The organism is Micromonospora aurantiaca ATCC 27029 (assembly GCF_000145235.1).
Taxonomy (GTDB): Bacteria; Actinomycetota; Actinomycetes; order Mycobacteriales; family Micromonosporaceae; genus Micromonospora; species Micromonospora aurantiaca.
Genome location: NC_014391.1, coordinates 5,993,639 through 6,018,870, shown reverse-complemented (window position 1 = coordinate 6,018,870; position 25,232 = coordinate 5,993,639). Strand labels below are relative to the sequence as shown.

The following is a 25,232-nucleotide window of genomic DNA, read 5'->3' as shown; positions in this document are numbered from 1 at the left end:
CGGCCGGCGAAGCGCGTAAGCTGGTTCGTCGTGAGTCTCACCATCGGCATCGTCGGCCTGCCCAACGTGGGCAAGAGCACCCTGTTCAACGCGCTGACCAAGAACGACGTGCTCGCCGCGAACTACCCGTTCGCCACCATCGAGCCGAACGTCGGCGTGGTCGGGCTGCCCGACGAGCGGCTGGCCAAGCTGGCCGAGATCTTCTCCTCGCAGAAGGTGCTGCCGGCGCCGGTCTCGTTCGTCGACATCGCCGGCCTGGTCCGGGGTGCCTCCAAGGGGCAGGGCCGGGGCAACGCGTTCCTCGCCAACATCCGGGACGCCTCGGCGATCTGCCAGGTGGTGCGCGCCTTCTCCGACCCGAACGTGGTGCACGTCGACGGCAAGGTCTCCCCGGCCGACGACATCGAGACGATCAACACCGAGCTGATCCTGGCCGACATCCAGACGCTGGAGAAGGCGCTTCCCCGGCTGGAGAAGGAGGCCAAGCTCCGCAAGGACCGGGCCGCCGCGGTCGAGGCAGCGAAGAAGGCGGTCGAGGTCCTCGACAACGGCGTGACCCTGTACGCGGGCGCCGCCGCCGCGAAGGTCGAGCTGGAACACCTGCGTGAGCTGCACCTGCTCACCACCAAGCCGTTCCTCTACGTCTTCAACGTCGACGAGGCCGAGCTGGGCAACGACGAGTTCCTCGACGAGCTGCGCGGCCTGGTCGCCCCCGCCGAGGCGATCTTCATGGACGCCAAGATCGAGTCCGAGCTGGTGGACCTGCCCGAGGACGAGGCCCGCGAGCTGCTGGAGTCGATCGGGCAGTCCGAGCCCGGCCTGAACCAGCTCGTCCGGGTGGGCTTCCGGACGCTCGGGCTCCAGACGTACCTGACGGCCGGCCCCAAGGAGGCGCGGGCCTGGACCGTCCCGGTCGGCGCGACCGCGCCGGAGGCCGCCGGGGTGATCCACAGCGACTTCCAGCGCGGCTTCATCAAGGCCGAGGTGGTCTCCTACAACGACCTGGTCGAGGCCGGATCGATGGCGGCGGCCAAGGCCGCCGGCAAGGTCCGGATCGAGGGCAAGGAGTACGTCATGCAGGACGGCGACGTGGTGGAGTTCCGCTTCAACGTCTGAATCCGGGCTGTTTTCGCAGGTCAGAGCGTTGGTGTCTCGCCCTGGGGCGCATCGGGGGCACAACCCCACGCCTCATCGACCGCCCGGCGGGTGCGTTCCTCCGAGTCCGGCATCAGGTGACCGTACGTCGATAGGACCAGCGTGGCGTTCTCGTGCCCCAGCCGTTCGGCCACGGTGATGACCGACTCGCCCTGCATCAGCAGGACCGACGCGTAATGGTGGCGTAGGTCATGGGTCGTGATGCTCTCCGGCAGGCCCGCCTTCTGGACAGCCGCGCCGAAGATGATCGAGCCGTAGTAGTCGTGGCGGTAGGGGCCGGCGAAGCGGGTCGTGAACAGCGTGCCGTCATCAGCCGGTGGGAACTGCGCCATGTGCGCCCGGAGAGCGTCAGCGACGACCTGGGGCAGCGGCACGGTCCGGCGCGAGCGCGGAGTCTTGGGGACCGTCCGCACCTTGGACTGCGGCGCGAACTGCCACTCGATCCGCACCAGGCGCGCGGCGAAGTCGACATCTTGCACGCGCAGCGCGAGCAGCTCGCCGAGGCGCAGGCCCAACCCGGCCTGGGTGAGGACCATGGCGCGGTTGCGGGCGGGGATCGCGTCGGCGAGCTTGCGTACCTGGTCGACGGTGAGCGGCACGACGCGTTCCCGGTGGGCTGACGGCAGGCTGACCCGGACCACGGGCGAGCGGCCGACGAGCCTGTCCAGCACGGCCGCCGCGTAGACCGAGCGGAGCAGCCCGACAAGGTTGCGCAGGGTCGACGGCGACAGCACCTTGCCACGGTCGGCCGCCCATGCCTGCACCTCGGAGGGCACGACGGCCGCCAGGCGACGGGAGCCGAGCGGAGTCGCAGCAATATGCGTCTCGATCAGGCTGGAGACACGCCGGGCGGTTGTTGGACGGTGAGCGCGGCCGGCAGCCCAGCGCCGGGCGTACTCGACCACGGTCGTCTTGTCGGACGGGTCGACGTACTGGCCGCGCACGATGTCGGCTTCGACCTGGGCGAGGAAGCGATCGGCGTCGACCTTGCGCGTGAAGGAGCGCTTGCGCTGGCGGTGGGCGTCGTCGCGCCACCGGGCCAGGTAGGTAACCTTGCCGTCGCGTATCCGCTTCTCCACGCTGCCCATGTCAGGCCGCCTGTCCCGAGAGCCAGGAGCGCACGTCGGCCGGGTCGTAGCGCAGGTGTCGGCCGACCTTGAACGCCCGTGGCCCGGTGCGGCGGTACCGCCACTGGTACAGCGTGCCGACGGGCACCCGCAGGAACGCCGACACCTCCTCGATCGACCACAGTTCGGTCGCTGCTTCACGGGTTGCCAATGCTGTCTCCTCCTTGTCGTCAGCTATGCGGCCGACGCGATACCGGCCGGGGTGGTGCCGAGTTCGTGGGCGAGTTCTTCGCGGCCGGTGGCGTGTCGCTCGCGGGCGAGGGCGGCGGCGGTGTTGGCGAGGAGCGCGTCTCCGGTGGTGTGCCAGCCGACTCCGGCGAAGGTGAGGGTGCCGACGATGAGCGTGGTGTCTTCGTCGACCTGCTCGACGGGTGGTCCGGCGGCGGTGGCCGAGTGTTCGTGGTTCTGGTGTTCGTGGCGCCGGAAGGTGACGCGGGTGTCGCGCAGGAGCCGGAAGGTGACGGAGTAGCGGCGGGCTTTCGTGAGGAAGTGGCCGCCGAAGCCGAGCATGTGCGCCCATCGGCGCAGCCGGGCGTACGGGTTGGCTGTCGCCGTTTTCGTCGGTTCGGTGTCAAGGGCGGCTTGACGCGCAGCCGTGCAGGTGGGGCAGGCGGCGTAGCGGGTGTGGGTGCCGCAGTCGGGGCATTCCCAGCGCTGGACGAAGCCGGGCCGTGGCCGGGGTTCCCGGGACCGCTCGGAGAGTGGGGCCGGGGTGTGGATTGGTCGGCCGATGCGCCAGCAGGCGTCGATGAGGCGGGCGGTGTGGTCGCCGTCGGGGTCGGCGTAGTCCCCGATCGTGTCGGCGGTCAGGCGGGTGGAGGTGTGCCCGGTGGCCTCGGTGCTTTTGGTGGCGTACTTGGCAAGGTAGCCCGCGACCATGCCATCGGTGACCTCCCCCGAGCCGTCGGTGGCGATCGGTTCCAGGTCGACCTGGTCGCCCCAGGCGATGGGCCAGCCCTCGGGCCGGTCGGGGTGGGGCGGGGTGTGGAAGGCGATCTGCCGGGCGGCGTGGCGCAGCGCGTCGACGAGGTCGTCGACGGTGAACCCGGCCGGCGGGGGCACGACGTTGTCGGGGTCCTGGCCGTCGACGCCGTCGAGGCGGGCGATGGCGTGGAAGTGCACCGCTCCCCGCGCTTGCAGTTCAGCGACCTTCCCGGGCGACAGCCGCACCGGAGCGACCTTCCGGGTGTTGCCGGAGGCGGTCGAGATCTCGACGCGGGGGACGCCGCGGCGTTGGGCGAGTTTCGCCAGCCAGCGTTCGGCGGCTTGTTTGGTGCGGTGCCAGAGTTCGCCGGAGAAGATGTTCCAGACGACCTGGTGGTCGTGGTCGTAGCAGTCCAGACACAGCGGATGCCCGAGCGCGGCGTCACCCTGCTCGTGCCTAGCCCAGCAGACGGCGGGTCGGCCGTGGGGGCAGAGGCCGGTGTCGCGGCGGGCGTGGCAGGGTTCGGCGCGGCAGTCGCAGCGGCGGCGGTTGCGGCAGGTGTGCCGCTTGACCTTTCGGGCGTGGACGGTGCCGAACGACGGCGCGGTGAACGTGGCGAACACCGCCGGATGCTGCGCGACTGATTCGGGGACGCCTTTGCCGCCGACCAGGCCCGCGCGCAGGAGTTGGAAGGCGTCGCGTTGGTAGGTCTGCGCGCAGGTAGGGCAGACGGTGGCGCGGCGGTTGCCGCATGCCTTGTAGATGGCAGCATCGGGCATGGCGTCGGTCTGCCGGGAGTCGAGGACGCGGCCGGTGCCGGGTTCGACGGTGAGGAGCTGCCCGGCGAGGCGGATGGGTCGGGTGCAGCCGGCGGCGGCGCGGACGTGGTCGAGCCAGCCGAAGTAGTCGGGTCGGGTGGCGCGCTGGAAGGCGGAACCGGCGGCGGTGTAGGTGTAGACGGGGGTGGTGGTGTCGGCGTTCGAGCCCACCCCCCGGGCCGAGGCTCGGGGGGTGAGGTCCAGCGTCGACGCCATCAGGCGGCCACCTCGGGCCGGTTGGTGATGGAGTGCTGGGTGACGATGGTCCGGCAGGCTCCGCACTGGCGGGCGGCCGGTTCGTGCCGGTGGCAGGGAATGGTGGCGGTCGTCTGGCCGCAGCGGATGGTGACCGGGGTCCGGCAGGGGCCGCCGGGGATGACGTGGATGACGGTGCGTCGGGTGTCGTAGGGGTGCGGCTCGTCCGGGTAGGCGGGGCAGGTGTGGGTGACCTGCTCGATGTCGACGACGTGGATGGTCATCGGGCACCACCAGTGACGGGGGTGCCGTTGACGGCGGTGGTGTGGCCGCTGAGGGTGTGCAGCAGTTCCCGGGCGATGTCGGGGGTGATGGTGAGCAGTCCGGCGAGTTCGTCGATGGTGATGGGGCGGCCGGTGCTCTGTTCGTGGCGGCCGATGACGAAGCGGGCGGTGGGGATGAGGTGCGCGGGCACCTCGGGTCGGGTGATCGGCACCGGGTTGACGGGTGCCTCGACGACGGCCGGGGCGGCTGGCGGGATGTCGACGGTCGGCGGCTCCTCGATGAGCTGGGCGACGTCGTCGGTGGCGTCGATGGGGTCGGTGGTGGTTGTGACGGGGGCGAGGACGAGTTTGACCAGGGCCATGAATGCCAGGGCGGGGACGGCGGACAGGAGCCAGCCGGAGGGGCCGACTTGGCCGACGGCGACGCCGAGCTGTGCGGCGAGGGAGAAGCCTGCGAAGGCGATCAGGAGGACCAGCGGGTAGCCGATCGGGCCGCCGTGGCGCTTACGACGCCGGATGACGAGCAGGCAGGCCACGGGGACGAGTTCGGAGATGACGGCGTTGGCCCAGCCGAACCAGCCGGAAGTGCCTTCCGGGCTGTTGGCCATGGTCCAGTCGTGGACGTGGGTGAAGGAAGCCGCCCCAGCGGCGAGGCCGACGAAGATGACGATGAGGACCAGGACGCCGCCTTCCAGGCGGGCGGGCCAGGCAGCGGGCGGGTTAGTGGTGGGCATGGGGGGTCACCTCCGGTGCCGGGATGCTGTCGAGGGGGATGAGGTCGACCACGCCGGAGCAGTGGGCGCACATGATCGGGGCCAGGCCCTGGGCGGCGAGTTGGTTGCGGAAGCAGGGCAGGCAGGTGAAGTCGGCGGGGAAGAGGCCGTCGCCTTCGCAGAGGGCGCAGCGGCCGAGGCAGACGGGGCAGGGCGTGTAGACCGGGCCGAGGATGTCGTGGACGCCAGCGGGCGAGTTGCCCTCGATGCACCACAGGCACGGGTCGGACAGGTTGAAGGTCATCGGTCGCCTCCGTGGCAGTCGAGGCAGCAGCCGTAACGGCGGGGGATGTAGTAGGGCTTGGTCTGGCCGCAGTGGCGGCAGGTGCGGCGAGCCCGCAGGGCTTTGGCGATAGCGGCCCGCTGGGCCGGGGTCGCGACCCGTTTGGGGGCGGCGAGGTCGAGGCGGTAGAGGTACGCAACGCGCTTACCGCGACGCCACAGGATCTGCGCGACCGCGTGATGTCCGCCCGGGCGGAGTCCGGCGGCGCGGAGCTGGCGGCGGGTGGCCAGGCCGTCGGGGGCGAGCCGGTAGGGGTAGGTGGGGAATTCGTCGGCGGGGTTGGCCGGGTCGTAGGTGTAGGTGGTCATGACTGGCCTCCCCAGCGCTGCTGGGCGGCTTGCTTGGAGATGCCGAGGCGCTGGCCGATTTCGGCCCAGGAGTAGCCGAAGGCCCGCAGGCCGACGACGGCTTCGCCGATGGCGTCGTCGAGGTTGGCCGACAGTGCGACGAGGTCGCGGAGGGCTTCCACGTCACCGGCGGCGACGCGGCGGCCGTGGGCGCGGATGATGCGGCGGGCGAACGCGGCGAACGCGTTGTTCTCGACGACTTCACGCCGCTTGCGGCGGGAGGGGGTGCGCGTCAAGGACGCCTTGACGGTGAACATCAGTTCTCGCCTCCCTGGTTGTGGAGGCGGTCCCACTCGTCGGCAGCCGCGTCGAGGGCGGTGATGACCTGCTCGGCGGTGCGGGCGGGGTCGTCGTTCCAGGAGTAGGGGGAGGTGTGCTCGTCGAGCAGGTAGCCGTCTTCGTCGATGTGGAAGACCGGGGCGTGGTCGTCGAGGTAGTCGACGAACGCGGCCATGGCCGCGAGGTAGTCGGCGAGCGCGCTCGGGTCGAGCTGGGAGAAGTGCTCGACGCGGTGTCCGGCGGTGGCGATGCCGATGGCCCCGGCGGCGCAGGCCGGCGGGGTGGGGGTGTCGGTGGTGGGGGCGTAGTAGGTGCCCTGGTGCCAGCCGTGCCGGCGCAGGTAGAGGGCAGCGCAGCGGAGCAGGTCAGCGGGTGTGACCTGGACTCCGGTGGCAGGGTTTTGGGTAGCCTTCATGGCAGCCACGTCCTTTCGGGGCTGTTGGTGGAGGTCGGCAGGACCAGCACTGCTGCCAGGCGATGTCCTGGTCCTGTCGGCCGCTTATCGGGTGGTGCGCAGCCGCAAGTAGCGGCGTTGGCGGGTGTCGTCGCCGCCCATCGGGCGCGGGGCGGACAGGTAGACGAGTCGGCCGCTGGCCGAGGCGACCTGGACCATGGCGGCGATGTCCTCGGGACGGCCGACGATCCACAGTTCCGTGTACTGCGCGGCCCGCTGGCTGTTGGCCTTGGCGTAGGTGCGTTCCCGGGTGGTCATGCCGCCACCCCGAAGTCGACGCGGGTGAGGTCCGGAACCTGGTCCGGTAACCGGCGTGGCCGGCGGATCCAGGCGGCGTAGTCGGCGATGCCCGCGATCTGGGCATCGGTCAGGTAGGCGACCTTGATGCGGCGCGGGACGCCGCCTTCGGCGATGAGGTAGGCCGCGCCCTGGTTGGTGGGGGCGATGTCGGTGGCCGTGTAGCCCTGCTCGGCCCAGCCGTGGCCGAGGACGATGTTCGAGCTGTTTGGGGTGGTGCAGCGGAACGCGGCCCGGTAGCCGAACAGGTCCCGCAGCGAGGTGGGGATGATGTCGAACGACGGCCGCTGCGTCGCGGCCACGACCGGGATACCGGCGGCACGGCCCCGGGCGACCAGGTCACGCAGGAGGGCGACGAACTCTTCCTGCTCCTGCTTGCTGCCGACGGTGGCGGAGTAGAAGGCGATCTCGTCGACCAGGACGGTGATGACCGACAGGCCGTCGTCGGCGGTCACCTTGCGGCGCCCGTGGGCGCGCAGCCAGGCGTAGCGGTTGTTCATCACCAGTTGCAGCCGCTTGAGGACGGTCAGGGCCTCGGTGATGTCCGGGCCGATGAAGGCATCAGCGGAGTCTTCCCACTGGCCCAGCTCGACGAGCTTGCCGTCGAGTAGCACGAGCCGGGAGTCGACACTGAGCGCGGCGTGGGCCGCGATGCAGTTGAGCAGCCCGGACTTACCGCCGCCGGGCTCACCACCGGCGAGAAGGTTGCGGTAGGCGAGGGTGATGTAGACGGGCTGGCCGAACTCGTCGATCCCGATGAAGATCGGGTCGAACATCGACAGGCCAGGACCCACCGGCACCGCAGCAGCGGGGGCGGGAATCGCGGTCATCGGTGCCCTCCTTGGGCGGTTGGTGGACGCGAGGAACCACACGAACGAGCCCGCAGGGCTCCTCGCGTCCCAGGTGAAATTGAAGGTCAGATCCAGTCGGAAACGTCGTCCTCGGGCGTCGAGGACGAAGCCGCGGGCTTGCTGCCGTTGGCCGTCGTGGTGGGGGCCGGTTTCTTGCCGGCGGGTTTGCCCTGTGCCGGGAGGGTGATCGTCGGGACGTCGACGTCCGGCAGGTCCAGGGCGGTCGGCACCGTCAGCGGTGCCTGCTCGACCGTCGGGGCGTCCGGGTCGATCACGTCGACCAGCGGCGAACCCACAGTGGCGGTCAGCACCTCACGGTGCTTGATGTCGAACCGCAGATACGCGGCGGTCCGCTCCGAGGCGCGCTCGATGAGCACGGTGGAGGCGTGACAGGTCACGGCGATCTTGTCGAGGCGGCCTTCCAGGTCTTTGGCCGACAGGCCCGGGCGCAGGTACACCCAGACCCGCTCACCGACCGGCGTGGGACGAGCCCACAGGATCAGCGGCAGCGAACCGGACTGGTTGGCGATGATGAACTGCGAGAAGCACACCCGCAGCCGATGCCTCACCACGAGACACCACGCCCAGGCGATCACCTGGCGGCGGCAGACCGGCACGGCGGCCGGGACACCGACGAGCAGGGTGACCACGAGCAGCGTCACCACGGCCGGGGTGTGGTTGGCGAGCTGCACCCAGAAGGTGAGCACGGCGACCGCGAGCACGATCTCGATCGCCCACCACCACAGCAGCCGCAGCACCGGCCAGATCCGGACCAGCACCCACGCGATCCCACCGACCGGCACGCCGACGAGCGCGCCGAGGAACAGGGCCAGGATCGGGTGCATGTAGGACGCGGCCACCACAGCCGACAGAAGACCGACGATGACCGCCGACAGGACGAACGCGAGCCGGGCGTTACGGGCTGAGGAACGGTGAACCCTGGCCTCAATGACCGTCACCGTTCCGGTTGACTTCCCGCCGAAGGAACGGCGAGGGCTAGACTTGGACACGACGAGTCCTCCCAAGTGCCAGTTGGGATCGGATGAGTTGACGGCACCGGGGTCGGCAGATGTAGGAGTCAGTACCGACCCCGGGCCAATTTCCTTCTTGCCGCCACCTGTCGTGACGACCGGACCGGGAACGTAGGAGTCAGGAACACTCCCGGAACCGCATGGGGTTGGATCAGCGGACCATCAGGCCGCTTCGCAAGCCACGGACACCTGTGGCTCACACAGCACGACGTGCGAAGTGACCTACTTGGCCGGAGAACCAGTCTTCGGCTTCAGGGACACCGCCCGGAACGCGACGCCGTTACGCCCGTTGGTCGCCCACGGAATGGCCTCCAACTGCTCGACCGCGAGGAAGTCGCCCACCTTCACGTTCGGCTTCTCACCCGCCGTGGTGATGGTGATGACCTCGCCGCCCGTCTCGTCGAGCACGAAGACCTGCGTGGACCACATGGGCCGGCCCGTGTTCTTCTCGGACTTCTGGTTGCCGTTCTGGTCGTTCTTCGGCTCCGGGTCCTTCGACGCCGTCACCTGCTTGCTCGTGGTGTCCACGTACAGCTTCAAGGCCGTCTCCTGTCTGTTGGGGCACCGCTCGTCGGCGCACTCCACCGTCATCATGTCTTCATGAAGACGTGCAGACAACGTACGGCCGGTCGTCCGGTCGCGTCAAGACTTCATGAAGACCTAAACTGGATCCAGGCGTGAAGGAGTGTGAAGAATGGCCAAGTGGGAGCGAATCGCCGCAGAGTGGCGCGAAAAGATTCATTCAGGTGAGGTCACGCCTGGAACGAAGCTGCCGAACGAGCAGCAGATGAAAGCCGACTATGAAGTGAGCTTGCCCGTCGTCCGACAGGCGCTCGACACGCTTGAAGCAGAAGGTCTGGTCGATCGACGTCACGGCCGAGGAACCTTCGTCCGCGCCCCCCGACAGCGAGTACGGCGATCCCCCGAGCGGTATCAGTGGGAGAAGGATCGAGCCCGGCTGCCCGAGTCTCAGCGACGCCGCACAGGCGCAACCGAGCGGGACACCGGACTGACCATGCAAGACCTTGACTTCTCGGCTGAGTACCGGACGGTTCCGGCGAGCGCTGAACTGGCTCGGATCTTCGGAGTTCCGGTCGGCGCAAAGATGCTTGAGCGCGTCTACCGAACTAGTTCCCGCAAGGAGCGGGTGCCGCTCAGCCTGAACACGTCCTACATGGTCTATGACGTGGTAGCCGAGAACCCGGCGCTGCTCGACGACAACAACGAGCCGTGGCCGGGCGGTACTCAGAACCAGCTATTCACCATCGGAATTGAGCTAGACCGGATCGTTGACGAGATCACGGCCCGGCCGCCCTCGGCAGACGAAGCCGAAGCCTTGAAGCTGCCCCCAGGCGTCTCAGTGCTCGTTCTTCGCAAGGTCTCCGTGGACACCAAGGACTGCGTCGTGGAGGTCTCGAACGTCGTACTCCCTGGCGACCGGACCGAGTTCGTTTACACAACGAAGCTTGCGCGGTGGTCCGAGTGAAGATCTCCCTGATCACGCCAGTCCACGCCCCGAGCATTCCCTATCTGGCAGACGCCTACGAATCACTCCGCTCGCAAGAGTTGCCGGATGGGTGGGCGTGGGAATGGTTGGTCCAGGAGGACGGACGGACCGGCAAAGTTGCTGCCGCCCTTCCCGATGACCCACGCATTCTCAGCGGAACAGGGAAGCCTGGTGGTCCAGGGACCGCCCGCAACATGGCTATGGCACGCAGCGGCGGAGATCTGCTGCGAGTCCTGGACGCAGACGACCAGCTCGCTCCCGGCGCCCTTGCGCGTGAGATCGACGTACTCAGCAAGCGGCCCGACGTCGGCTGGACGACGTGCAGTGTGCTCGACCTAATGCCCGACGGATCAACGGTTGGCTGGCAACACGCCGACCCACCGGGCGGCATCCTGCACCAGGGCGAGGTACTGAACTACTTCCGCCGTAAGGGATACCGGCTTCCGGTCCACCCAGCCACGCTGTGTATCCGGCGAGAACTCGCCCTCGCCCTTGGCGGCTGGATGGCACTGCCGGGTGGGGAAGACACTGGGCTGTTGATCGCCGCGTCAGTCGTGACCGACGGCTACTTCATCGCGGAGCCAGGGCTGTTATACCGGAAGCACCCGGACCAGATCACGGCCCAGAGCGACTGGAGCGCGAACGAAGAGTGGCAGCTCCGCATGCAGCTCATCGAGTCACGAGCCACCGCCTTGCAATCGTCGTTCCCCGGTACTCGCACCTAACCCGCAAGCCGCTCTGCCGTCACCGCCGGCTCAGCGCAGCACGAACACCTGTGTAGGTGGCCGTCGATACTCAACCGGAGCACGCCACTCCCAATGACCAGGCCGGTTATCCCCGTCGGCTTGTGGTCGATCGCAGGGGCATCGCCACGTGTCCACGTCATCGATCTCAGCAGGCGGCCAGAATCGGAACAGCACGTACTCCGCAACGGGCTCAGCGCGATCCGGATGCATCTGCTCGATGGCGAAGCGGTAGGGACGACCAGCATGCAGCAGCAAGTCCAGGCCGATCGGCGCAGAGGAATTGCCCCGTACGGCGACGGCGCGCACGCGGTAGTCGCGAGGCACGGTGATCGTGCCGAACAGCGTCTCGGGCAGACCGCTATCGCGTGGGTTCGGCTCCAACTCAAGAGCGATGCCGGGTACCCGCCCAGGGCCGAGCCGGTCATGCTCCCGGTCACGCTCGATCGCCGCGATAGCGGCGGCCTCCCGGGCCGAGTCCTGCGCTGCCTTTGCCGACACCTCGGCAGCGTCGGCTGAGCGCCGTGCCTCGCTACGTGAGCCACGCGACACCACCCAGGACAGCACCGCCACGACCACGCCACCCAGGGCAATGAGCACGGTGATGACATTGAGCCAAGTCACCTCATCCACGGTCGCGGACTCTACCTCCGACATGGACTGTCTCGACGGATGCGGCCGACTGCCGACGAGGCTGTTCAAAGTTTCTGTACGTCTTCAAGGCGGCCCTTGACGGGCCGCACGCGCCGCCGCCTGGGCGCGCGCCGGCCACTGCCGCTGTCGCTCTGCGGCCGTCACGCCTGATGCCCGGCGGCTGGCGCGGACAGCGGGAAGCCCGGTGGGCCGCCGCAGCACGACAGGGGCGTTGACCGGGTGGTGGTGGGCCGGCAGCCGGCCGGGCCGCGCGGCCACGAGCCCGCGCGGCGTAGGGAAGGGCACGCCGGCCGCGTCGGCGAAGTGGGGGCGGTCGCGGGGTTGCGGTTAGTGCGCCTCCGGCGGGGGCGCTCCGGCTCCAGGATGGCCGGGGCTCCGTCGGCGGGTCACGGTCCGTGGGTGGTTGCGGTGGGAGCCATCCCGCCTGCCATCGACCCGGGCGAGCCGAGCAGACCGCCGCCCGGCCCGCCAGCGTCCGTACGAGCCGTCAAGGTCCGCTTGACGTGGCGGGCCGGGCGGCGGCCCGCTCCCCAGGAGGGCGGGTCGATGGCAGACGGGATGGCGAGGTGGGCACGCGGTGAGGTCAGAAGTTCGTAGCCAGTTGCGGTGGATGGTGTTTGACTCTTGCTGGTGATCGATAACGGGAAGCTGCGTGCGTGTCTCGCGGCCTATTGGGGACTGGCGGACGCGGCGGTTCAGGTGCACAACGGCGGAATGAACTCGGCGACGTGGTTCGTTTCCGAGGGCGGTGAACGGTGGGTAGCCAAGGCGGTTGCGCCGGGATCGCGCCGTTCCTTCATGGGCGGCCTTGAGGTCGCGGCTCACGTCGAGGCGGCAGGCGTTCCGGCGGGCACCCCGGTAGTGACGAGGCACGGAAGCGTCGTCGCCGATGTCGACGGAGTGCCACTCGGGTTGTTGAACTGGGTCGCAGGCAGCGGGCTGCTTGGCAGGAGCCCGGACGAGCAACGGCTGATCGGGGCAACCCTGGCGCGAGTGCACGCAGCGCTTAGAAGCGTGACGATCAAGGATGCCGATCGGTTTGACTGGGTCGATGCGCGGGCACCACATTTGGCAGTTCGTCCTTGGGTTCGACCCTCAGTGGCGGCCGCCCTTGCGGGGTACGAGGCGCTTGATGTCGGGTCTTTGTCGTGGGGCCTGCTACACACCGATCCGGCTCCAGAGGCATTCCGGCTCGACCGCAAGACGGGAGAGTGCGGACTGATCGACTGGAGTATCGCGATGAGCGGTCCGCTGCTGTACGACCTCGCGTCGGCAGTGATGTATGTCGGAGGCATCGATAACGCGGACTACCTGGTGGAGGCATACCTAGAGAGCAAGACGATGACGCGCGCCGAGGTGGAACACGGCTTGCTGGCCATGCTCCGGTTTCGGTGGGCGGTGCAGGCTGACTACTTCGCCCGCCGAGTCGTTACCGACGATCTGACCGGAATCACGAGCGCAGCCGACAACGAAGTGGGCCTGGAGAATGCGCATCGATGGCTCGGCCGCTTGGCGGCCAAAGAGCCTTCGGGGGCACACAGGGGGCACAAGACAGCGTGAAACGTCGGCAACCAGCCACTAACAGCGTAAGCCCAAGATGTGGCGTGACAAGCCTGCCGACTGGGTCGCCGCCGGTCATGCGAGCGCCCGTCTATGTTCCGCTTCAACGTCTGAGTTCGGTCTGTTGTCACAGGTCAGGAGATGCCGCCGTCGCTGCGTAACAGTTGGCCGTTGATCCAGCCCCCGTCGGGTGAGCACAGGAACGCGACGAGGTTCGCACAATCCTGCGGGCGTCCGAGGCGACCGAGCGGCGTGGCCCGTAGGACGGCATCCATGATCTCTGCGGTCATCCAGCCGGTGTCGGTTGGACCCGGATCGATGGCGTTGGCGGTCACGCCGAGGTGGGCCAGTTCTTGAGCAGCGGCCAGGGTGATCCGATCGAGAGCGCCTTTGCTGGCTCCGTAGGGAAGGTTGCCGACGGTAGCGTCACTGGTGAGGCTGACGATGCGTCCCGTGCCATGTGACCCTCGGAACCGTCGGGCGTACTCGCGAATCAGGAGCCAGCTCGCCCGGGTGTTGACCGCGAAGTGACGGTCGAAGCTCTCGATGCTGGTGTCGAGCAGGCCTGATTTCACGCTCTCGCAGTGGGCGAGGACGAGCGCGCCGACCGAGCCCAGCTCTCGCTCCACGGCCTCGAAGATGTCAGCCGTGGTGTGAGGATCAGCGAGGTTCGCCTCGACTGCGACAGTTCTTGCCCCATGCTCGGCGGCCTGGCCGCTGAGCTGCGTCATGGCCTCGGGATCGGCTCCCCAGGGCATCCGCTCGTCGTACGGGGTCCAGTAGGTGAAGCCGACATCCCAGCCGGTCCGAGCCAGCGTCACCACCACCGATGCAGCGATGCCGGCGCTGCGGCCGGCACCGGTCACCAGGGCGACGGGTCGATGCTGTTGGTCCCTGCCGTCCGTAAGAGACATTTCGTGGTCGCACCCCCTCGACGCACCATCCTTGCTGCCCGCCCGAAGGCCGTCATCGGAATTACCCGGCCACCACAGCAGTGCCCGCGATGCACCGCGACGGCGCTCCCGCAGTCTCCTCGTCCACGGGGTCACGGTCCCGCACCCGGACGCGGGAACACCCGTGGGCCGGCCCTCGGTGTGGCCTGACCGATGTCTTGCCAGCGCTGTGCTGGTCTGTACGCCGAGTACCGACCGACGGGAGGCTGGCACGATGCGCAAACTGACCTTCGGCATGAACGTGAGCCTGGACGGCTACGTCGCCGCGCCCGGCGACGACCTCGGCTGGGGTGCGCCGAGCGACGAGTTGTTCCAGTGGTGGTCCGACCGGGTGGGGGCGACAGGCACGGCGCTCTACGGGCGGCGACTGTGGGAGGCGATGAGCTCCCACTGGCCGACCGCCGACCAGCAGCCGGGCGTCACACCGGCCCAGGTCGAGTTCGCCGGCCGCTGGCGGGACATGCCGAAGGTGGTGTTCTCCTCGACGACCAGGCCGGTCGACTGGAACACCCGCCTGGTCACCGGCGACGCGGTCACCGAGATCACCCGGCTCAAGGCCGAGGACGGCGGTCCGATGGACATCGGCGGCGCCACACTCGCCGCTGCGGCCATGCGGGGCGGGCTGATCGACGAGTACGTGCTCGTCACCCACCCGGTCCTGGTGGGTGACGGCAAGCCGTTCTTCACGGCCCTGGACAACTGGGTGAACCTGGCCCTGGTGGAGACCCGGACGTTCCCGGGCGGTGTGCTCCTGACGAGGTACGAGACCAGGCGCTGAGGTGACGCTCCACCAGTGCAGGTCGACAACCGATGCGCAAACGACCGCCGGCCCGCGTCCTGCGGACCGGCGGTCGCCGTGTGCGTAACCGTCAGGCGTTGGCCCGGCGGATGGCCGCCATACCCCCGAGTGCGGCCGCCGCCGCCACCAGGGCGGGCCATCCCACCAGCAGGCTGATCTGGTGCTGGCTGCTCAGCCACTGCCAGATGGCGCCGAACCAGCCCTGCCAGGTGATCAACGCGACGAGCAGGCCGGTCACCAGGATCAGCGCCGCGCCGGCGCCGAGCAGGCCGTTCATGCCGAACCGGACGTACCAGACGGATACGAAGACGGAGAGGAAGTTCAAGAACAGGAACGGCACCGCGTAGACGGCGATCTGCAACAGCCCGTTGTCGACGTCGATGTACGGGATCCGGAAGAACCGGAGCTCGATCCCGAAGCCGCCGGTGGCGCCCTCGATCAGGTTGAGCAGGTAGAGCAGGACGCCGTAGACGACCGCCTGCACCACGTTGACGAGCACTGTGGCGAGGTAGAAGGTGCGCCGGGTGACGCCCATGCCGAGCGCGAACGGGAACACCTGGCTGATCGAGGCGGCGGCGATGATCGCGCAGACGATGTAGAGGCTGAGCAGACCGCCTGTGGTGTTCTTGCCCGGCGCCGCCTCGTCGACCGAGGCGAAGATCAGCAGGTTGACGCCGAGCGAGATGGCCATGATGCCCCACGGCCAGTCCAGCTGGCCGACCCGGGCGATGGTGTGCATCCGGGCGACGTCGAGGATGCGGGTCATCGGGTGTTCGTCCTTTCCGTCGTCAGGCGCACCACGGCCTGCTGGAGCGACAACGGTGCCAGGTCGATGCCGAGCTTCCTGGCGCGCATCCGTTCGGCGTTGTCGAACGACCCGCGCAGCGACGCGCGGACCGCGCCGCCGAGCTGCCCGCGGTGCAGCACCCGGTGTGCGGCGGCGAACTCGTCCACCGCCCCGGCCGGGCCGGACGCCTCCATCACCTCGCCGCGCAACTCGTCGCTGGGCGCGTCGAGCAGCAGCTTGCCGCGGTCGAGCAGCAGCACGTGCTCGATCAGGTCGGCCACCTCGTCGATGAGGTGTGTGGAGAGCACGACAGTGCGCGGATTCTCGGCGTAGTCGGCGAGGAGCCGGTCGTAGAAGAGCTGCCGGGCGACCGCGTCGAGACCGAGGTACGGCTCGTCGAAGAAGGTCAGCGGCGCCCGTGCGGCCAGTCCGATCGTCACGCCCAGCGCGGACAGCATGCCGCGGGACAGCTTGCGCACGTTGCGCTTGCGCGGCAGGTCGAAGTCGTCCACGAGGGACTGCGCGAAGTCCTCGTCCCAGTTGGGGAACAGCCGCCTGGCCAGGCTCAGGACGTGCCGGACCTGGTAGGTCGTGGGGTACGTCTGGCTCTCCTTGATGAAGACCACCCGCGACAGTGCCCGCTCGTTCTCGTACGGGCGCTCGCCGAAGAGCGTGAGGTCCCCGCTGATGCCGTTGTTCTGGCCGGTGATCAGCTGCATCAGCGTCGTCTTGCCGGCGCCGTTGCGTCCGAGGAGGCCGTAGATCTTGTTGCCCGTCAACGTGAAGGTGACGTCGTCGAGAGCGGTCACCTCACCGAACCGCTTCGTGAGGCCGGCTGCCGCCACGACGCTCATCGCTGTTCCTCCCCTGTCTCGATGAGCTTCTTCAGCTCCTCGGTGCCGATGCCCAACTTGCGTGCCTCCTCGATGAGGGGCCGCACGTACTGGTCGGAGAACTCGCGCCGGCGGCGTTCGCGGAGTGTCTCGACGGCCCCCGTTGCCACGAACATTCCGATCCCCCTGCGTTTGTAGAGAATCCCGTCATCGACCAGGCGGTTGATCCCCTTGGCGGCGGTCGCCGCGTTGATCCGGTGGAACGCCGCCAGCTCGTTCGTCGACGGCACCTGGGTCTCCTCCGCGAGCGTCCCGTCGATGATCGAGTTTTCGATCAGCTCCGCGATCTGGACGAAGATCGGCCGCCCGTCATCCATCCCGGTTCTTCGGTTCATTACTCATGTAGCTAACCGTCGCACCTGGGCGCCGGAACCGTCAAGTGCCTTCGGGTACGCGCGGCGGCACGCGGGCTCGCTAGGGTTCGCGCCGTGGCTGCTACCACCACGACGGCGTGCACGAGGTCTGGATCGACGCGATCCTGGGCAGCTGGGGCCGCGACGACTTCGACGACCACGTCACCTTCGGCTGCCGGGTCGGGCCGGTGGTCGGCTCGCCGGGGCCGGCCGCGACGCTCGTCAACGGTGGTGAGGTCGCCGGGGACAGCCCGATCTTCGGCCGCAAGCTCAGCCGCGAGGAGGGCCTGACCCATCCCCGGCTCGCCGAGTTCTGGCAGATGGTCGGCCTGATCCTGGAGCGGGACGCCCTGGTACGCCGCCACCTGGTCGGCACCTGACCAACCCGGTGATCAAGGGGTTTACGTCACCCGGACCGCGCCGACCGGACACAAACGCCTTGATCACCGGGGCGAGGGCGCGGGAGGAGGGAGGGGGTCAGATCCTAGGGCTGCGGCGTTCGATCAAGGTCACGTCTCGCCAGGTGCCGTGGTGGCGGCCTACCCGCTCGCGGGTGCCGACGACGCGGAATCCGCACGTCGCGTGCAGCGCGAGACTCGCGGTGTTCTCCGGGAACACGCCGGACTGGATGGTCCAGATCCCGGCCGCCTCGGTGGAGGCGATCAGCGCCTCCAGCAGTGCTCGGCCGACCCCGCGACCCCGCCCCTTCGGGTGCACGTAGACGGAGTGCTCGACCACCCCGGCGTAGACGCAGCGGTCGGAGACCGCCGAGCAGGCCACCCAGCCGAGGACGTCGCCGGCCTCGTCGAGCGCCACCCAGCGGTGGCCGGGCAGGCGGGTGGCGGTGAACCGCGTCCAGTCCGGCGGCTCGGTCTCGAACGTGGCGTTCCCCTCGGCGATGCCGAGGCGGTAGATCTCCAGCACGGAGTCGGCGTGCGAGTCGTCCATGGCGGCGACTGAGACTGTCATCGGCCTCTCCTGTCCGGGCCCGGCGGTCGTCAGCGTAGTCGCGCGCCGAGAGGCCGGGACGTGATGCCCGGCCCCTCGGCGTGAGCGCTACCGCTGCCGGTAGACGGAGATGTGCGCGCGGCTGTCCGCCTCGAACGGCGACCGGTCCCAGTCGGCGTACCGCTCGGTGAGCCGCAGCCCGGACCGCTCCGCCAGTTCGTCGATCTGTTCCGGCCAGGCGTACCGCATGGCGAACGGCTTCAGGTGCACGCCGGAGGCGTCGAAGGTGACGGTCTGCCGCACGAACGTCTGCGCCGCCCGGTCGTACCGGTGCAGGCGGATGGTGGCCGAGTCCTCGGTCACCTCCCGCACCTGGACCTGCTCGTCCCGGTCGAAGTCCGCCGGGTCGGGCACGAAGGTCTCGATGACGAACGCCCCGCCGGGCGCGAGCACCCGGGCGACGTTGCGGAAGCACGCCGCCTGGCGCTCCTCCGAGACCAGGTTGAACAGCGTGTTGAACACCAGGAAGACCAGACGGTACGGCCCGGCGACCGGGACGTCCGACATGTCGCCGATGGTGACGGGCATGTCCGCGCCGCCCGGCTTGGCGCGCAGGTGCGCCACCATCTCCGGGGACGCCTCGACACCCTCCACGGCGAGGCCGCGGGCGGCCAGCGGCAGGGCCACCCGGCCGGTGCCCACAGCCAGTTCGAGCACCGGGCCGCCCTCGGCCAGCGGCGCGAGGAAGTCGACGGCCGGGGCCGGGTCGGGATTGCCGGGGCCGTCGTAGGTGGCGGCCCAGAGCCGGCCGAACAGGCCGGGGTCGTCGAAGACGGACATCACGCGCCCTCCCGCCGGGCGGAAGGGACGCGACGCGGCGAGAGGTCAGTGACCTCCGCCGGAATGGGGTACGACAAGACGAAGCCTCGATTCGGATGAGGTGACGACGGGTCGGCTGGGCTTCGCAGCGTTCGGCATGGCGGTGCTCCCTCCGGTCGGCTTCGAGGGGTTCAGCAGATCAGCAGCCGTGCCGAGCAGACAACCCGATTAAGCCCGCAGCGCGTCGTCCACTCCGGTCTCCCGGCGGCCGAGGTGCACCGGGTCACGCCCGGTGAGCACGTCCACGGCGGCCTTCACGCACGCGCCGTACTCCCGGGTGGAGCTGATCCGCCACTGGTCGGCGTACCGGCGGGCGGTGTCGTCGCCGACGCCGACGGCCTCGATGCCGGCGTCCCGGCAGAGCGCCACCGCGCGCGGCAGGTGGAACGACTGGGTGACCACTGTGGCCCGCCGGACCCCGAAGACGCGGTGCGCGCGGACGCACGAGTCGTACGTGTCGAATCCGGCGTGGTCCAGCACCGTCTTCTCCGCCGGGACGCCACGCTCGACGAGCCAGCGCCGCATCGCGTCCGGCTCGTCGTAGTCCCAGTCCATGTGGTCGCCGGAGAGCAGGAGCACTTGGACCTTGCCGGCGGCGTACAACTGGCGGGCGATCTCCAGCCGGGCGGCGAGGAACGGCGCCGGCGTGCCGTCCGGCTCCACCTTGGTGCCCAGCACCAGGGCCACCGGTGTGTCCGGCACGTCCGCGGCGTCGAACAGGCGGCCCTCGGCGGCGCCGCGGACCCAGGTCGCGCTGGCGACCGTGGCGGCGCCGAGCAGCATCACGGCGGCGGTGGCGAGCACCAGGAGGCGGCGGAGCAGGCGTACGGCCCGCCGATGCTCGCCCCGCCAGGCCCGCCATCGCGCCCTCAGCCCCCGCATGGCGGCGATTGTGCCAGGCGGGTCAGGAGATGTGGTGCAGGATCACGTTGTGCACGTGGTGGCTCTTCTGCGCGCCCCGGAACTCGACCTCGTAGGTGTGCGTGCCGACGTGCACCGCGATGGACCCGGTGGAGAAGAACGAACCACCCCAGGACTTGTTGCTCACCACGCTCACGCTGGTGATCTTCGAGTACGGGATGCTGGTGATCGCGTACCGCTTGCCGACGAAGGAGCGGTCCTGGATGATCACGCGCCGGTCGGTCAGGCCGATGAAGCCGGTGCCGGTGCCGACCGCGTCGTAGACGGCGATGATCTGCTCACCGGGCAGCAACCCGCTCTGGATCTGCTGGAACTGTTCCTTGCGGTCGTACGTGGGGCCAGACATGCACCCGAGGGTAGGCGGGGCGTGCCAGCCGATCAGGGCTCGGTGACCGCGCGGACCGCGTCCTCGATGCGCGCCGCGAGCAGAACCTCACCCTCGGTGAGTGGCTCGCCGTCGTCGTGCCCGAGTCTGATCTGGGTACGGTCGGCCCGGCGGCTGATCTCGGGGCGCAGCCGCAGCGCGTCGGCGACCACCGCCACCCGCTCGGTGAGCGCGGCGTGCTGGGTGTCGTCGAGGACGATCGTGCGGCGGATCTGTTCGCCCTCGCGCGTCCATCCGGACAGCAGGGCTAGCGCGTCGCTGAGGTAGTCGTGCTTCGCCCGGCCGCTGAACAGCACGCGCATCACCGCACCTCCCAGGCGTCGTTGCCGGCTTGTGGCCAAATCGTCGCCATCCCGTGTCCCAGTCGACGCCCTCTAGTCTCTCGCCGCTCAGATGGTGTGTCCACGCCCACACTTCCGTGTTCTGCTGACCTGACGGCCGACGCAGCTACCCAAACCGCCGATTGATCTGGCACGCTGGTGGCCCGTGCGGACCGAACGGGTTAGCGGAAGCGGGCAGGCCGACCGGCGGGAGCCGAGGGTGGTCGTCGGGGCGGCGATCATCGAGGGTGGCCGGGTGCTGGCATGCGAGCGCTCCGCGCCCCCCGAGGTGGCGGGGCGATGGGAGTTCCCGGGCGGAAAGGTCGAGCCGGGCGAGGCCGAGACCGACGCGCTGGCCCGGGAGTGTGCCGAGGAGCTGGGCGTACGGGTGGCCGTCGGCGCGCGTGTCGGCCGGGACGTACGGATGGCGCACGGCCGGTCCGTGCTGCGCGTCTACGCCGCCCGCCTGCTGCACGGCGACGAGCCCGAGGCCCTGGAGCACGCCGAGCTGCGCTGGCTCTCCGCCGCCGAGCTGGACAGCGTCGACTGGCTGCCGGCCGACGTGCCGATCGTGGCCGCGCTGCGCCCGCTGCTCGACGCCCCCTGAACGACGGCGGCGCGAGCCGGGCCGTCCGGTGAACCGGACAGCCGGCCGGAAACGGGACGAGGGCCCGCGGCTCGTGCCGCCGGCCCCCGTCATCGTCGCGCTGCTGTTCAGTGCTTCGGCTCGTCCTGCTGCGGGTGAGCGAAGTTGAGGTGCTCCGGCGGCAGCGGGAACGTCACGTCGTCGCCGAACGGCGACGGCGCGGCGGCCTTGTTGAACGTCAGTTCGGTCAGCGGCAGCCTGCCGTTGGCGTCCACCGCCGGGGCGGTCGGGTGCGGCACCTCGCGGTGCCAGTTGACGCCCTGCTGGGCCTGACGCTCGGCGGCGCTGTCGTGCGAGCCGCCCGCGTGCGAGTGCACCCCGCCGGCGTGCGAACCGCCGCCGTGCGCGTGCGCCCCGCCCTGCGCCCCTCCGGACGTGACGGCACCGCTCGAATGCCCGCTGGTCGCGCTGGTCTGAGGCACCTGACCCCTCCGGAAGATCTTGTTACCGAGCCACACAAGGGGATCGTACCTGCGGTCGACGACCCGTTCCTTCATGGGGATGATCCCGTTGTCGGTGATCTTGATGTGCTCGGGGCAGACCTCGGTGCAGCACTTGGTGATGTTGCAGAAGCCGAGTCCCATGTCCGACTGCGCGTACTCCCGGCGGTCGGTGCGCGCGTCGAGCGGGTGCATGTCCAGCTCGGCCGCCCGGATGAAGAACCGGGGACCGGAGAACGCCGGCTTGTTCTCCTCGTGGTCACGGATCACGTGGCAGACGTTCTGGCACAGGAAGCACTCGATGCACTTGCGGAACTCCTGCGAGCGCTCGACGTCGACCTGCTGCATCCGGTAGTCACCGGGCGCCACGTCGGCCGGCGGCGCGAACGCCGGGGTCTCCCGCGCCTTCTCGTAGTTGAACGAGACGTCGGTGACCAGGTCCCGGATCACCGGGAAGGTGCGCAGCGGGGTGACGGTGACGGTCTCGGACTCCTCGAACGTCGACATCCGCGTCATGCAGCCCAGCCGCGGCTTGCCGTTGATCTCCATCGAGCACGAGCCGCACTTGCCGGCCTTGCAGTTCCACCGGCACGCCAGGTCCGGCGCCTCGGTGGCCTGGAGCCGGTGGATCACGTCGAGGACCACCTCGCCCTCGTTCACCTCGACGGTGTAGTCCTTCAGGTCGCCGCCGGTCTCGTCGCCCCGCCAGATGCGGAACTGGCGCTTACTTCCCATCAGTTGTTCGCCTCCTCGGTGAGGGCGTCGAACTCGGCGAGTTCCTCGTCGGTCAGGTACTTGGCCAGCTCGGCCCGGTCGAACAGCCCGATCAGCTCCGGCCGCATCTTCGGCAGCGGCTTGTGGGTCAGCCGGACCGTGTCGCCGTCCAGCGAGCAGACCAGGTTGACGCTCCGCCACTTCGGGTCCATCGCCGGGTAGTCCTCCCGGGTGTGCCCGCCGCGCGACTCCTGCCGCTCCAGCGCGGCCTTCGCGGTGCACTCCGAGACCACGAGCATGTTGCGCAGGTCCAGCGCCAGGTGCCAGCCCGGGTTGTAGCGCCGGCCGCCGACCGCGCTGACCTTCGCCACCCGCTCCCGCAGCTCGGCCAGCCGGCCGAGCGCGTCGGCCAGCTCACCCTCGCGCCGGATGATGCCGACCAGGTCGCCCATCACCACCTGGAGGTCCTGCTGGAGCTGGTACGGGCTCTCACCGGTGTCCCGCTGCAACGGCGCCAGCGCCGTCTCCACGGCGGCCTCCACCGCCGCCACCGACACCGCCGGGCGGGTGGTGAGCTGATCGGTGTACGTGGCCGCGTGCCCGCCCGCGCGCTTGCCGAAGACCAGCAGGTCGGACAGGGAGTTGCCGCCGAGCCGGTTGGAGCCGTGCATGCCGCCGGACACCTCACCGGCGGCGTAGAGCCCGCGCACGGTGCCGTACGCCGCGCCGGAGTCCGGGTCCACCTCGACGCCGCCCATCACGTAGTGACAGGTCGGGCCGACCTCCATCGGCTCCTTGGTGATGTCGACGTCGGCCAGTTCCTTGAACTGGTGGTACATCGACGGGAGGCGGCGGCGGATCTCCTCGGCCGACTTACGGGAGGCGATGTCCAGGTAGACGCCCCCGGCCGGCGTACCCCGGCCCTCCTTGACCTCGCTGTTGATCGCGCGCGCGACCTCGTCGCGGGGCAGCAGCTCCGGCGGACGCCTGTTGTTGTCCGGGTCGGTGTACCAGCGGTCCGCCTCCTCCTCGGTCTCCGCGTACTGCTTGCGGAACACGTCGGGCACGTAGTCGAACATGAACCGCTTGCCCTCGGAGTTCTTCAGCACGCCGCCGTCGCCGCGTACCGACTCGGTGACCAGGATGCCCTTCACCGAGGGCGGCCAGACCATGCCGGTCGGGTGGAACTGGAGGAACTCCATGTTGATCAGCGTGGCCCCGGCGCGCAGCGCCAGCGCGTGGCCGTCGCCGGTGTACTCCCACGAGTTCGAGGTGACCTTGTAGGAGCGTCCGACGCCGCCGGTCGCCAGGACCACCGCGGGCGCCTCGAACAGGACGAACTCGCCGGACTCGCGGTAGTAGCCGAACGCCCCGGCGACGCGGTCGCCGTCGAGCAGCAGCTCGGTGATCGTGGTCTCGGAGAAGACCCGGATCCGCGCGTCGTAGCTGCCGAACTCCTGCTTGTCCTCCTGCTGGAGCGAGACGATCTTCTGCTGAAGCGTACGGATCAGCTCCAGGCCGGTCCGGTCGCCGACGTGCGCCAGGCGCGGGTACTCGTGGCCGCCGAAGTTGCGCTGCGAGATCTTCCCGTCCTTGGTGCGGTCGAACAGCGCGCCGTACGTCTCCAGCTCCCAGATCCGCTGCGGCGCCTCCTTGGCGTGCAGCTCGGCCATCCGGAAGTTGTTGAGGAACTTGCCGCCGCGCATGGTGTCCCGGAAGTGCACCTGCCAGTTGTCGCGCGAGTTCACGTTGCCCATCGCGGCGGCGGCGCCGCCCTCGGCCATCACCGTGTGCGCCTTGCCGAACAGCGACTTCGAGATGATCGCGGTCTTCTTGCCAGCCAGCCGGGCCTCGATCGCCGCGCGCAGGCCGGCGCCACCGGCCCCGATCACGACGACGTCGTAGTGGTGTCGTTCGATTCGCGTCTCAGTCATGTCCAGGCTCTCAGTTGATGAACCGCAGGTCGTTGATCCAGCCGGCGGCGACCGCCATCACGTAGAAGTCGGTGAGTGCCAGGGTGCCGAGGGTGATCCAGGCGAGCTGCATGTGCCGGACGTTCAACCAGGACACCCCGGTCCACGCCTTGTAGCGCATCGGGTGCTTGGAGAAGTGCTTGAGCCGCCCGCCGATGATGTGCCGGCAGGAGTGGCAGGAGATCGTGTACGCCCACAGCATCACCACGTTGCCGATCAGGATGATGTTGCCCAGGCCGAAGCCGAAGCCCTCGGGGGAGTGGAAGGCCAGGATCGCGTCCCAGGTGTTGATCAGCGAGATGATCGCGGCGGCGTAGAAGAAGTAACGGTGCAGGTTCTGCCCGAGCAGCGGGAACCGCGTCTCGCCGCTGTACGACTGGTGCCCGTCCGGCACCGCGCAGGCCGGCGGCGACAGCCAGAACGACCGGTAGTACGCCTTGCGGTAGTAGTAGCAGGTCAGCCGGAACAGCAGCAGGAACGGCAGGGTGAGCGCCGCGTCCGGGATGATCCACCAGCCGGGCAGGAACTGGCCGAAGTGCGAGGAGCCCTCGACACAGCGGTCGGTGACGCAGGGGGAGTAGAACGGCGTCAGGTAGTGGTACTGCTCCACCCAGTACCACTTGTGCATGAAGACCCGGACCGTCGCGTAGATGACCCACGCGCTGAGCCCCACCACCGTGATCAGCGGGGCGATCCACCATCTGTCGGTCCGCAACGTCTTCGCCGCGATGGCGGCGCGTGCCCGCCCTCCCCGCGGCTGCGGTCTCGGCGTCCTGGCCGACGTAGTTGTCATCTGAGTCATCTCCCTGACGTCACTGTCACGTCCTGCGCACGCGCGAGGCCACACCGGCGAACCGGTGCGGCTAAGTGACACACGTTACGCCGATCTTCACGGCCCGGCCGCGCAACGCAGTGTCCCGTGTGTCCCGCAGCTTGGA

Annotated in this window: 33 protein-coding genes; 7 read left to right on the top strand and 26 right to left on the bottom strand. The window is 69.3% G+C overall.

Annotated elements, in window-relative coordinates; all coding sequences use genetic code 11:
• Positions 1-30: 30 nt before the first annotated feature.
• Positions 31-1,116 carry a redox-regulated ATPase YchF gene (ychF, locus tag MICAU_RS26745; RefSeq protein ID WP_013288480.1) on the top strand — a complete coding sequence of 362 codons (1,086 nt, stop codon included), beginning with the start codon at positions 31-33 and terminating at the stop codon, positions 1,114-1,116.
• Between the two features lie 20 nt (positions 1,117-1,136).
• On the opposite strand, the gene MICAU_RS26740 is transcribed toward ychF, so the two are convergent.
• The 13 genes from MICAU_RS26740 to MICAU_RS26680 all read right to left on the bottom strand — a co-directional run bounded on the left by MICAU_RS26740 (position 1,137) and on the right by MICAU_RS26680 (position 9,359).
• Entirely contained in the window at positions 1,137-2,243 is a 1,107-nt protein-coding gene (locus MICAU_RS26740; protein ID WP_013288479.1) for a tyrosine-type recombinase/integrase, read from the bottom strand.
• Between the two features lies 1 nt (position 2,244).
• Entirely contained in the window at positions 2,245-2,433 is a 189-nt protein-coding gene (locus tag MICAU_RS26735; protein ID WP_013288478.1) for a helix-turn-helix transcriptional regulator, read from the bottom strand.
• 23 nt (positions 2,434-2,456) lie between these two features.
• Entirely contained in the window at positions 2,457-4,241 is a 1,785-nt protein-coding gene (locus tag MICAU_RS26730) for a replication initiator (protein ID WP_013288477.1), read from the bottom strand.
• Positions 4,241-4,504 (bottom strand): hypothetical protein, encoded by a 264-nt coding sequence (locus MICAU_RS26725; RefSeq protein WP_013288476.1) that lies wholly within the window; start codon positions 4,502-4,504, stop codon positions 4,241-4,243. The genes MICAU_RS26730 and MICAU_RS26725 overlap by 1 nt, the downstream gene beginning before the upstream one ends.
• Positions 4,501-5,238: a hypothetical protein gene (locus tag MICAU_RS26720; protein WP_013288475.1), complete on the bottom strand. Its 738-nt coding sequence runs from the start codon at positions 5,236-5,238 to the stop codon at positions 4,501-4,503. Before MICAU_RS26720 ends, MICAU_RS26725 begins: the two co-directional genes overlap by 4 nt.
• On the bottom strand, positions 5,225-5,521 hold the full coding sequence (locus MICAU_RS26715) for a hypothetical protein (RefSeq protein WP_013288474.1): 297 nt from the start codon (positions 5,519-5,521) through the stop codon (positions 5,225-5,227). Before MICAU_RS26715 ends, MICAU_RS26720 begins: the two co-directional genes overlap by 14 nt.
• The gene (locus tag MICAU_RS26710; protein ID WP_013288473.1) at positions 5,518-5,868 is read right to left on the bottom strand and encodes an RRQRL motif-containing zinc-binding protein; all 351 of its coding nucleotides are present in this window, start codon (positions 5,866-5,868) and stop codon (positions 5,518-5,520) included. Before MICAU_RS26710 ends, MICAU_RS26715 begins: the two co-directional genes overlap by 4 nt.
• Entirely contained in the window at positions 5,865-6,164 is a 300-nt protein-coding gene (locus MICAU_RS26705) for a hypothetical protein (protein ID WP_013288472.1), read from the bottom strand. The genes MICAU_RS26710 and MICAU_RS26705 overlap by 4 nt, the downstream gene beginning before the upstream one ends.
• On the bottom strand, positions 6,164-6,601 hold the full coding sequence (locus tag MICAU_RS26700; protein ID WP_013288471.1) for a DUF6197 family protein: 438 nt from the start codon (positions 6,599-6,601) through the stop codon (positions 6,164-6,166). The genes MICAU_RS26705 and MICAU_RS26700 overlap by 1 nt, the downstream gene beginning before the upstream one ends.
• An 84-nt stretch (positions 6,602-6,685) precedes the next feature.
• Entirely contained in the window at positions 6,686-6,898 is a 213-nt protein-coding gene (locus MICAU_RS26695) for a hypothetical protein (RefSeq protein ID WP_013288470.1), read from the bottom strand.
• Positions 6,895-7,767, bottom strand: coding sequence for an FtsK/SpoIIIE domain-containing protein (locus MICAU_RS26690; RefSeq protein ID WP_013288469.1), 873 nt, complete (start codon positions 7,765-7,767; stop codon positions 6,895-6,897). Before MICAU_RS26690 ends, MICAU_RS26695 begins: the two co-directional genes overlap by 4 nt.
• 86 nt (positions 7,768-7,853) lie before the next feature.
• Positions 7,854-8,798, bottom strand: coding sequence for a hypothetical protein (locus tag MICAU_RS26685; protein WP_013288468.1), 945 nt, complete (start codon positions 8,796-8,798; stop codon positions 7,854-7,856).
• Between the two features lie 243 nt (positions 8,799-9,041).
• A complete protein-coding gene (locus MICAU_RS26680) occupies positions 9,042-9,359 on the bottom strand; it encodes a hypothetical protein (RefSeq protein WP_041799353.1) in 318 nt (105 codons plus the stop codon).
• 154 nt (positions 9,360-9,513) lie between these two features.
• On the opposite strand from MICAU_RS26680, the gene MICAU_RS26675 reads away from it, so the two are divergent.
• Positions 9,514-10,305, top strand: coding sequence for a GntR family transcriptional regulator (locus tag MICAU_RS26675; RefSeq protein WP_013288466.1), 792 nt, complete (start codon positions 9,514-9,516; stop codon positions 10,303-10,305).
• Entirely contained in the window at positions 10,302-11,051 is a 750-nt protein-coding gene (locus MICAU_RS26670; RefSeq protein ID WP_244879679.1) for a glycosyltransferase family 2 protein, read from the top strand. Before MICAU_RS26675 ends, MICAU_RS26670 begins: the two co-directional genes overlap by 4 nt.
• Positions 11,052-11,081: 30 nt before the next feature.
• On the opposite strand, the gene MICAU_RS26665 is transcribed toward MICAU_RS26670, so the two are convergent.
• Positions 11,082-11,702 carry a hypothetical protein gene (locus MICAU_RS26665; protein WP_143025350.1) on the bottom strand — a complete coding sequence of 207 codons (621 nt, stop codon included), beginning with the start codon at positions 11,700-11,702 and terminating at the stop codon, positions 11,082-11,084.
• Between the two features lie 651 nt (positions 11,703-12,353).
• Here MICAU_RS26665 and MICAU_RS32125 point away from each other — a divergent pair.
• On the top strand, positions 12,354-13,283 hold the full coding sequence (locus MICAU_RS32125; protein WP_013288464.1) for a phosphotransferase enzyme family protein: 930 nt from the start codon (positions 12,354-12,356) through the stop codon (positions 13,281-13,283).
• Between the two features lie 134 nt (positions 13,284-13,417).
• On the opposite strand, the gene MICAU_RS26655 is transcribed toward MICAU_RS32125, so the two are convergent.
• Positions 13,418-14,149 carry an SDR family oxidoreductase gene (locus MICAU_RS26655; RefSeq protein ID WP_244879678.1) on the bottom strand — a complete coding sequence of 244 codons (732 nt, stop codon included), beginning with the start codon at positions 14,147-14,149 and terminating at the stop codon, positions 13,418-13,420.
• Between the two features lie 301 nt (positions 14,150-14,450).
• Between MICAU_RS26655 and MICAU_RS26650 the strand changes: the two genes are divergently transcribed.
• Complete coding sequence (locus tag MICAU_RS26650) at positions 14,451-15,014, top strand: dihydrofolate reductase family protein (RefSeq protein ID WP_013288462.1); 564 nt, start codon at positions 14,451-14,453, stop codon at positions 15,012-15,014.
• A 91-nt stretch (positions 15,015-15,105) separates the two neighbouring features.
• Here the strand turns inward: MICAU_RS26650 and MICAU_RS26645 are convergent, their stop codons facing one another.
• The 3 genes from MICAU_RS26645 to MICAU_RS26635 are packed head-to-tail and all read right to left on the bottom strand — an operon-like array spanning position 15,106 to position 17,032.
• Positions 15,106-15,801: a hypothetical protein gene (locus MICAU_RS26645; RefSeq protein ID WP_013288461.1), complete on the bottom strand. Its 696-nt coding sequence runs from the start codon at positions 15,799-15,801 to the stop codon at positions 15,106-15,108.
• Positions 15,798-16,676: an ATP-binding cassette domain-containing protein gene (locus MICAU_RS26640; protein WP_013288460.1), complete on the bottom strand. Its 879-nt coding sequence runs from the start codon at positions 16,674-16,676 to the stop codon at positions 15,798-15,800. Before MICAU_RS26640 ends, MICAU_RS26645 begins: the two co-directional genes overlap by 4 nt.
• Positions 16,673-17,032 carry a GntR family transcriptional regulator gene (locus tag MICAU_RS26635; protein ID WP_013288459.1) on the bottom strand — a complete coding sequence of 120 codons (360 nt, stop codon included), beginning with the start codon at positions 17,030-17,032 and terminating at the stop codon, positions 16,673-16,675. The genes MICAU_RS26640 and MICAU_RS26635 overlap by 4 nt, the downstream gene beginning before the upstream one ends.
• Before the next feature lie 134 nt (positions 17,033-17,166).
• Between MICAU_RS26635 and MICAU_RS26630 the strand changes: the two genes are divergently transcribed.
• Entirely contained in the window at positions 17,167-17,448 is a 282-nt protein-coding gene (locus MICAU_RS26630) for a hypothetical protein (RefSeq protein WP_013288458.1), read from the top strand.
• Between the two features lie 97 nt (positions 17,449-17,545).
• Here the strand turns inward: MICAU_RS26630 and MICAU_RS26625 are convergent, their stop codons facing one another.
• The 5 genes from MICAU_RS26625 to MICAU_RS26605 all read right to left on the bottom strand — a co-directional run bounded on the left by MICAU_RS26625 (position 17,546) and on the right by MICAU_RS26605 (position 20,503).
• Positions 17,546-18,037: a GNAT family N-acetyltransferase gene (locus tag MICAU_RS26625; protein ID WP_013288457.1), complete on the bottom strand. Its 492-nt coding sequence runs from the start codon at positions 18,035-18,037 to the stop codon at positions 17,546-17,548.
• Between the two features lie 87 nt (positions 18,038-18,124).
• Positions 18,125-18,856: a class I SAM-dependent methyltransferase gene (locus MICAU_RS26620; protein ID WP_013288456.1), complete on the bottom strand. Its 732-nt coding sequence runs from the start codon at positions 18,854-18,856 to the stop codon at positions 18,125-18,127.
• A 207-nt stretch (positions 18,857-19,063) separates the two neighbouring features.
• On the bottom strand, positions 19,064-19,777 hold the full coding sequence (locus tag MICAU_RS26615; protein WP_013288455.1) for a SanA/YdcF family protein: 714 nt from the start codon (positions 19,775-19,777) through the stop codon (positions 19,064-19,066).
• A 22-nt stretch (positions 19,778-19,799) separates the two neighbouring features.
• Positions 19,800-20,162 (bottom strand): PH domain-containing protein, encoded by a 363-nt coding sequence (locus tag MICAU_RS26610; protein ID WP_013288454.1) that lies wholly within the window; start codon positions 20,160-20,162, stop codon positions 19,800-19,802.
• 32 nt (positions 20,163-20,194) lie between these two features.
• On the bottom strand, positions 20,195-20,503 hold the full coding sequence (locus MICAU_RS26605) for a 4a-hydroxytetrahydrobiopterin dehydratase (RefSeq protein WP_013288453.1): 309 nt from the start codon (positions 20,501-20,503) through the stop codon (positions 20,195-20,197).
• Positions 20,504-20,687: 184 nt separating this feature from the next.
• Between MICAU_RS26605 and MICAU_RS26600 the strand changes: the two genes are divergently transcribed.
• Entirely contained in the window at positions 20,688-21,128 is a 441-nt protein-coding gene (locus MICAU_RS26600) for a (deoxy)nucleoside triphosphate pyrophosphohydrolase (protein WP_174361743.1), read from the top strand.
• Positions 21,129-21,235: 107 nt separating this feature from the next.
• On the opposite strand, the gene MICAU_RS26595 is transcribed toward MICAU_RS26600, so the two are convergent.
• Genes MICAU_RS26595 through sdhC form a run of 3 tightly spaced genes read right to left on the bottom strand, consistent with a single transcriptional unit; the run spans position 21,236 to position 25,087 of the window.
• Entirely contained in the window at positions 21,236-22,342 is a 1,107-nt protein-coding gene (locus MICAU_RS26595) for a succinate dehydrogenase/fumarate reductase iron-sulfur subunit (protein WP_013288451.1), read from the bottom strand.
• Positions 22,342-24,255 carry a fumarate reductase/succinate dehydrogenase flavoprotein subunit gene (locus tag MICAU_RS26590; protein ID WP_013288450.1) on the bottom strand — a complete coding sequence of 638 codons (1,914 nt, stop codon included), beginning with the start codon at positions 24,253-24,255 and terminating at the stop codon, positions 22,342-22,344. The genes MICAU_RS26595 and MICAU_RS26590 overlap by 1 nt, the downstream gene beginning before the upstream one ends.
• Before the next feature lie 10 nt (positions 24,256-24,265).
• On the bottom strand, positions 24,266-25,087 hold the full coding sequence (gene sdhC, locus MICAU_RS26585; protein ID WP_013288449.1) for a succinate dehydrogenase subunit SdhC: 822 nt from the start codon (positions 25,085-25,087) through the stop codon (positions 24,266-24,268).
• Positions 25,088-25,232 lie beyond the last annotated feature (145 nt).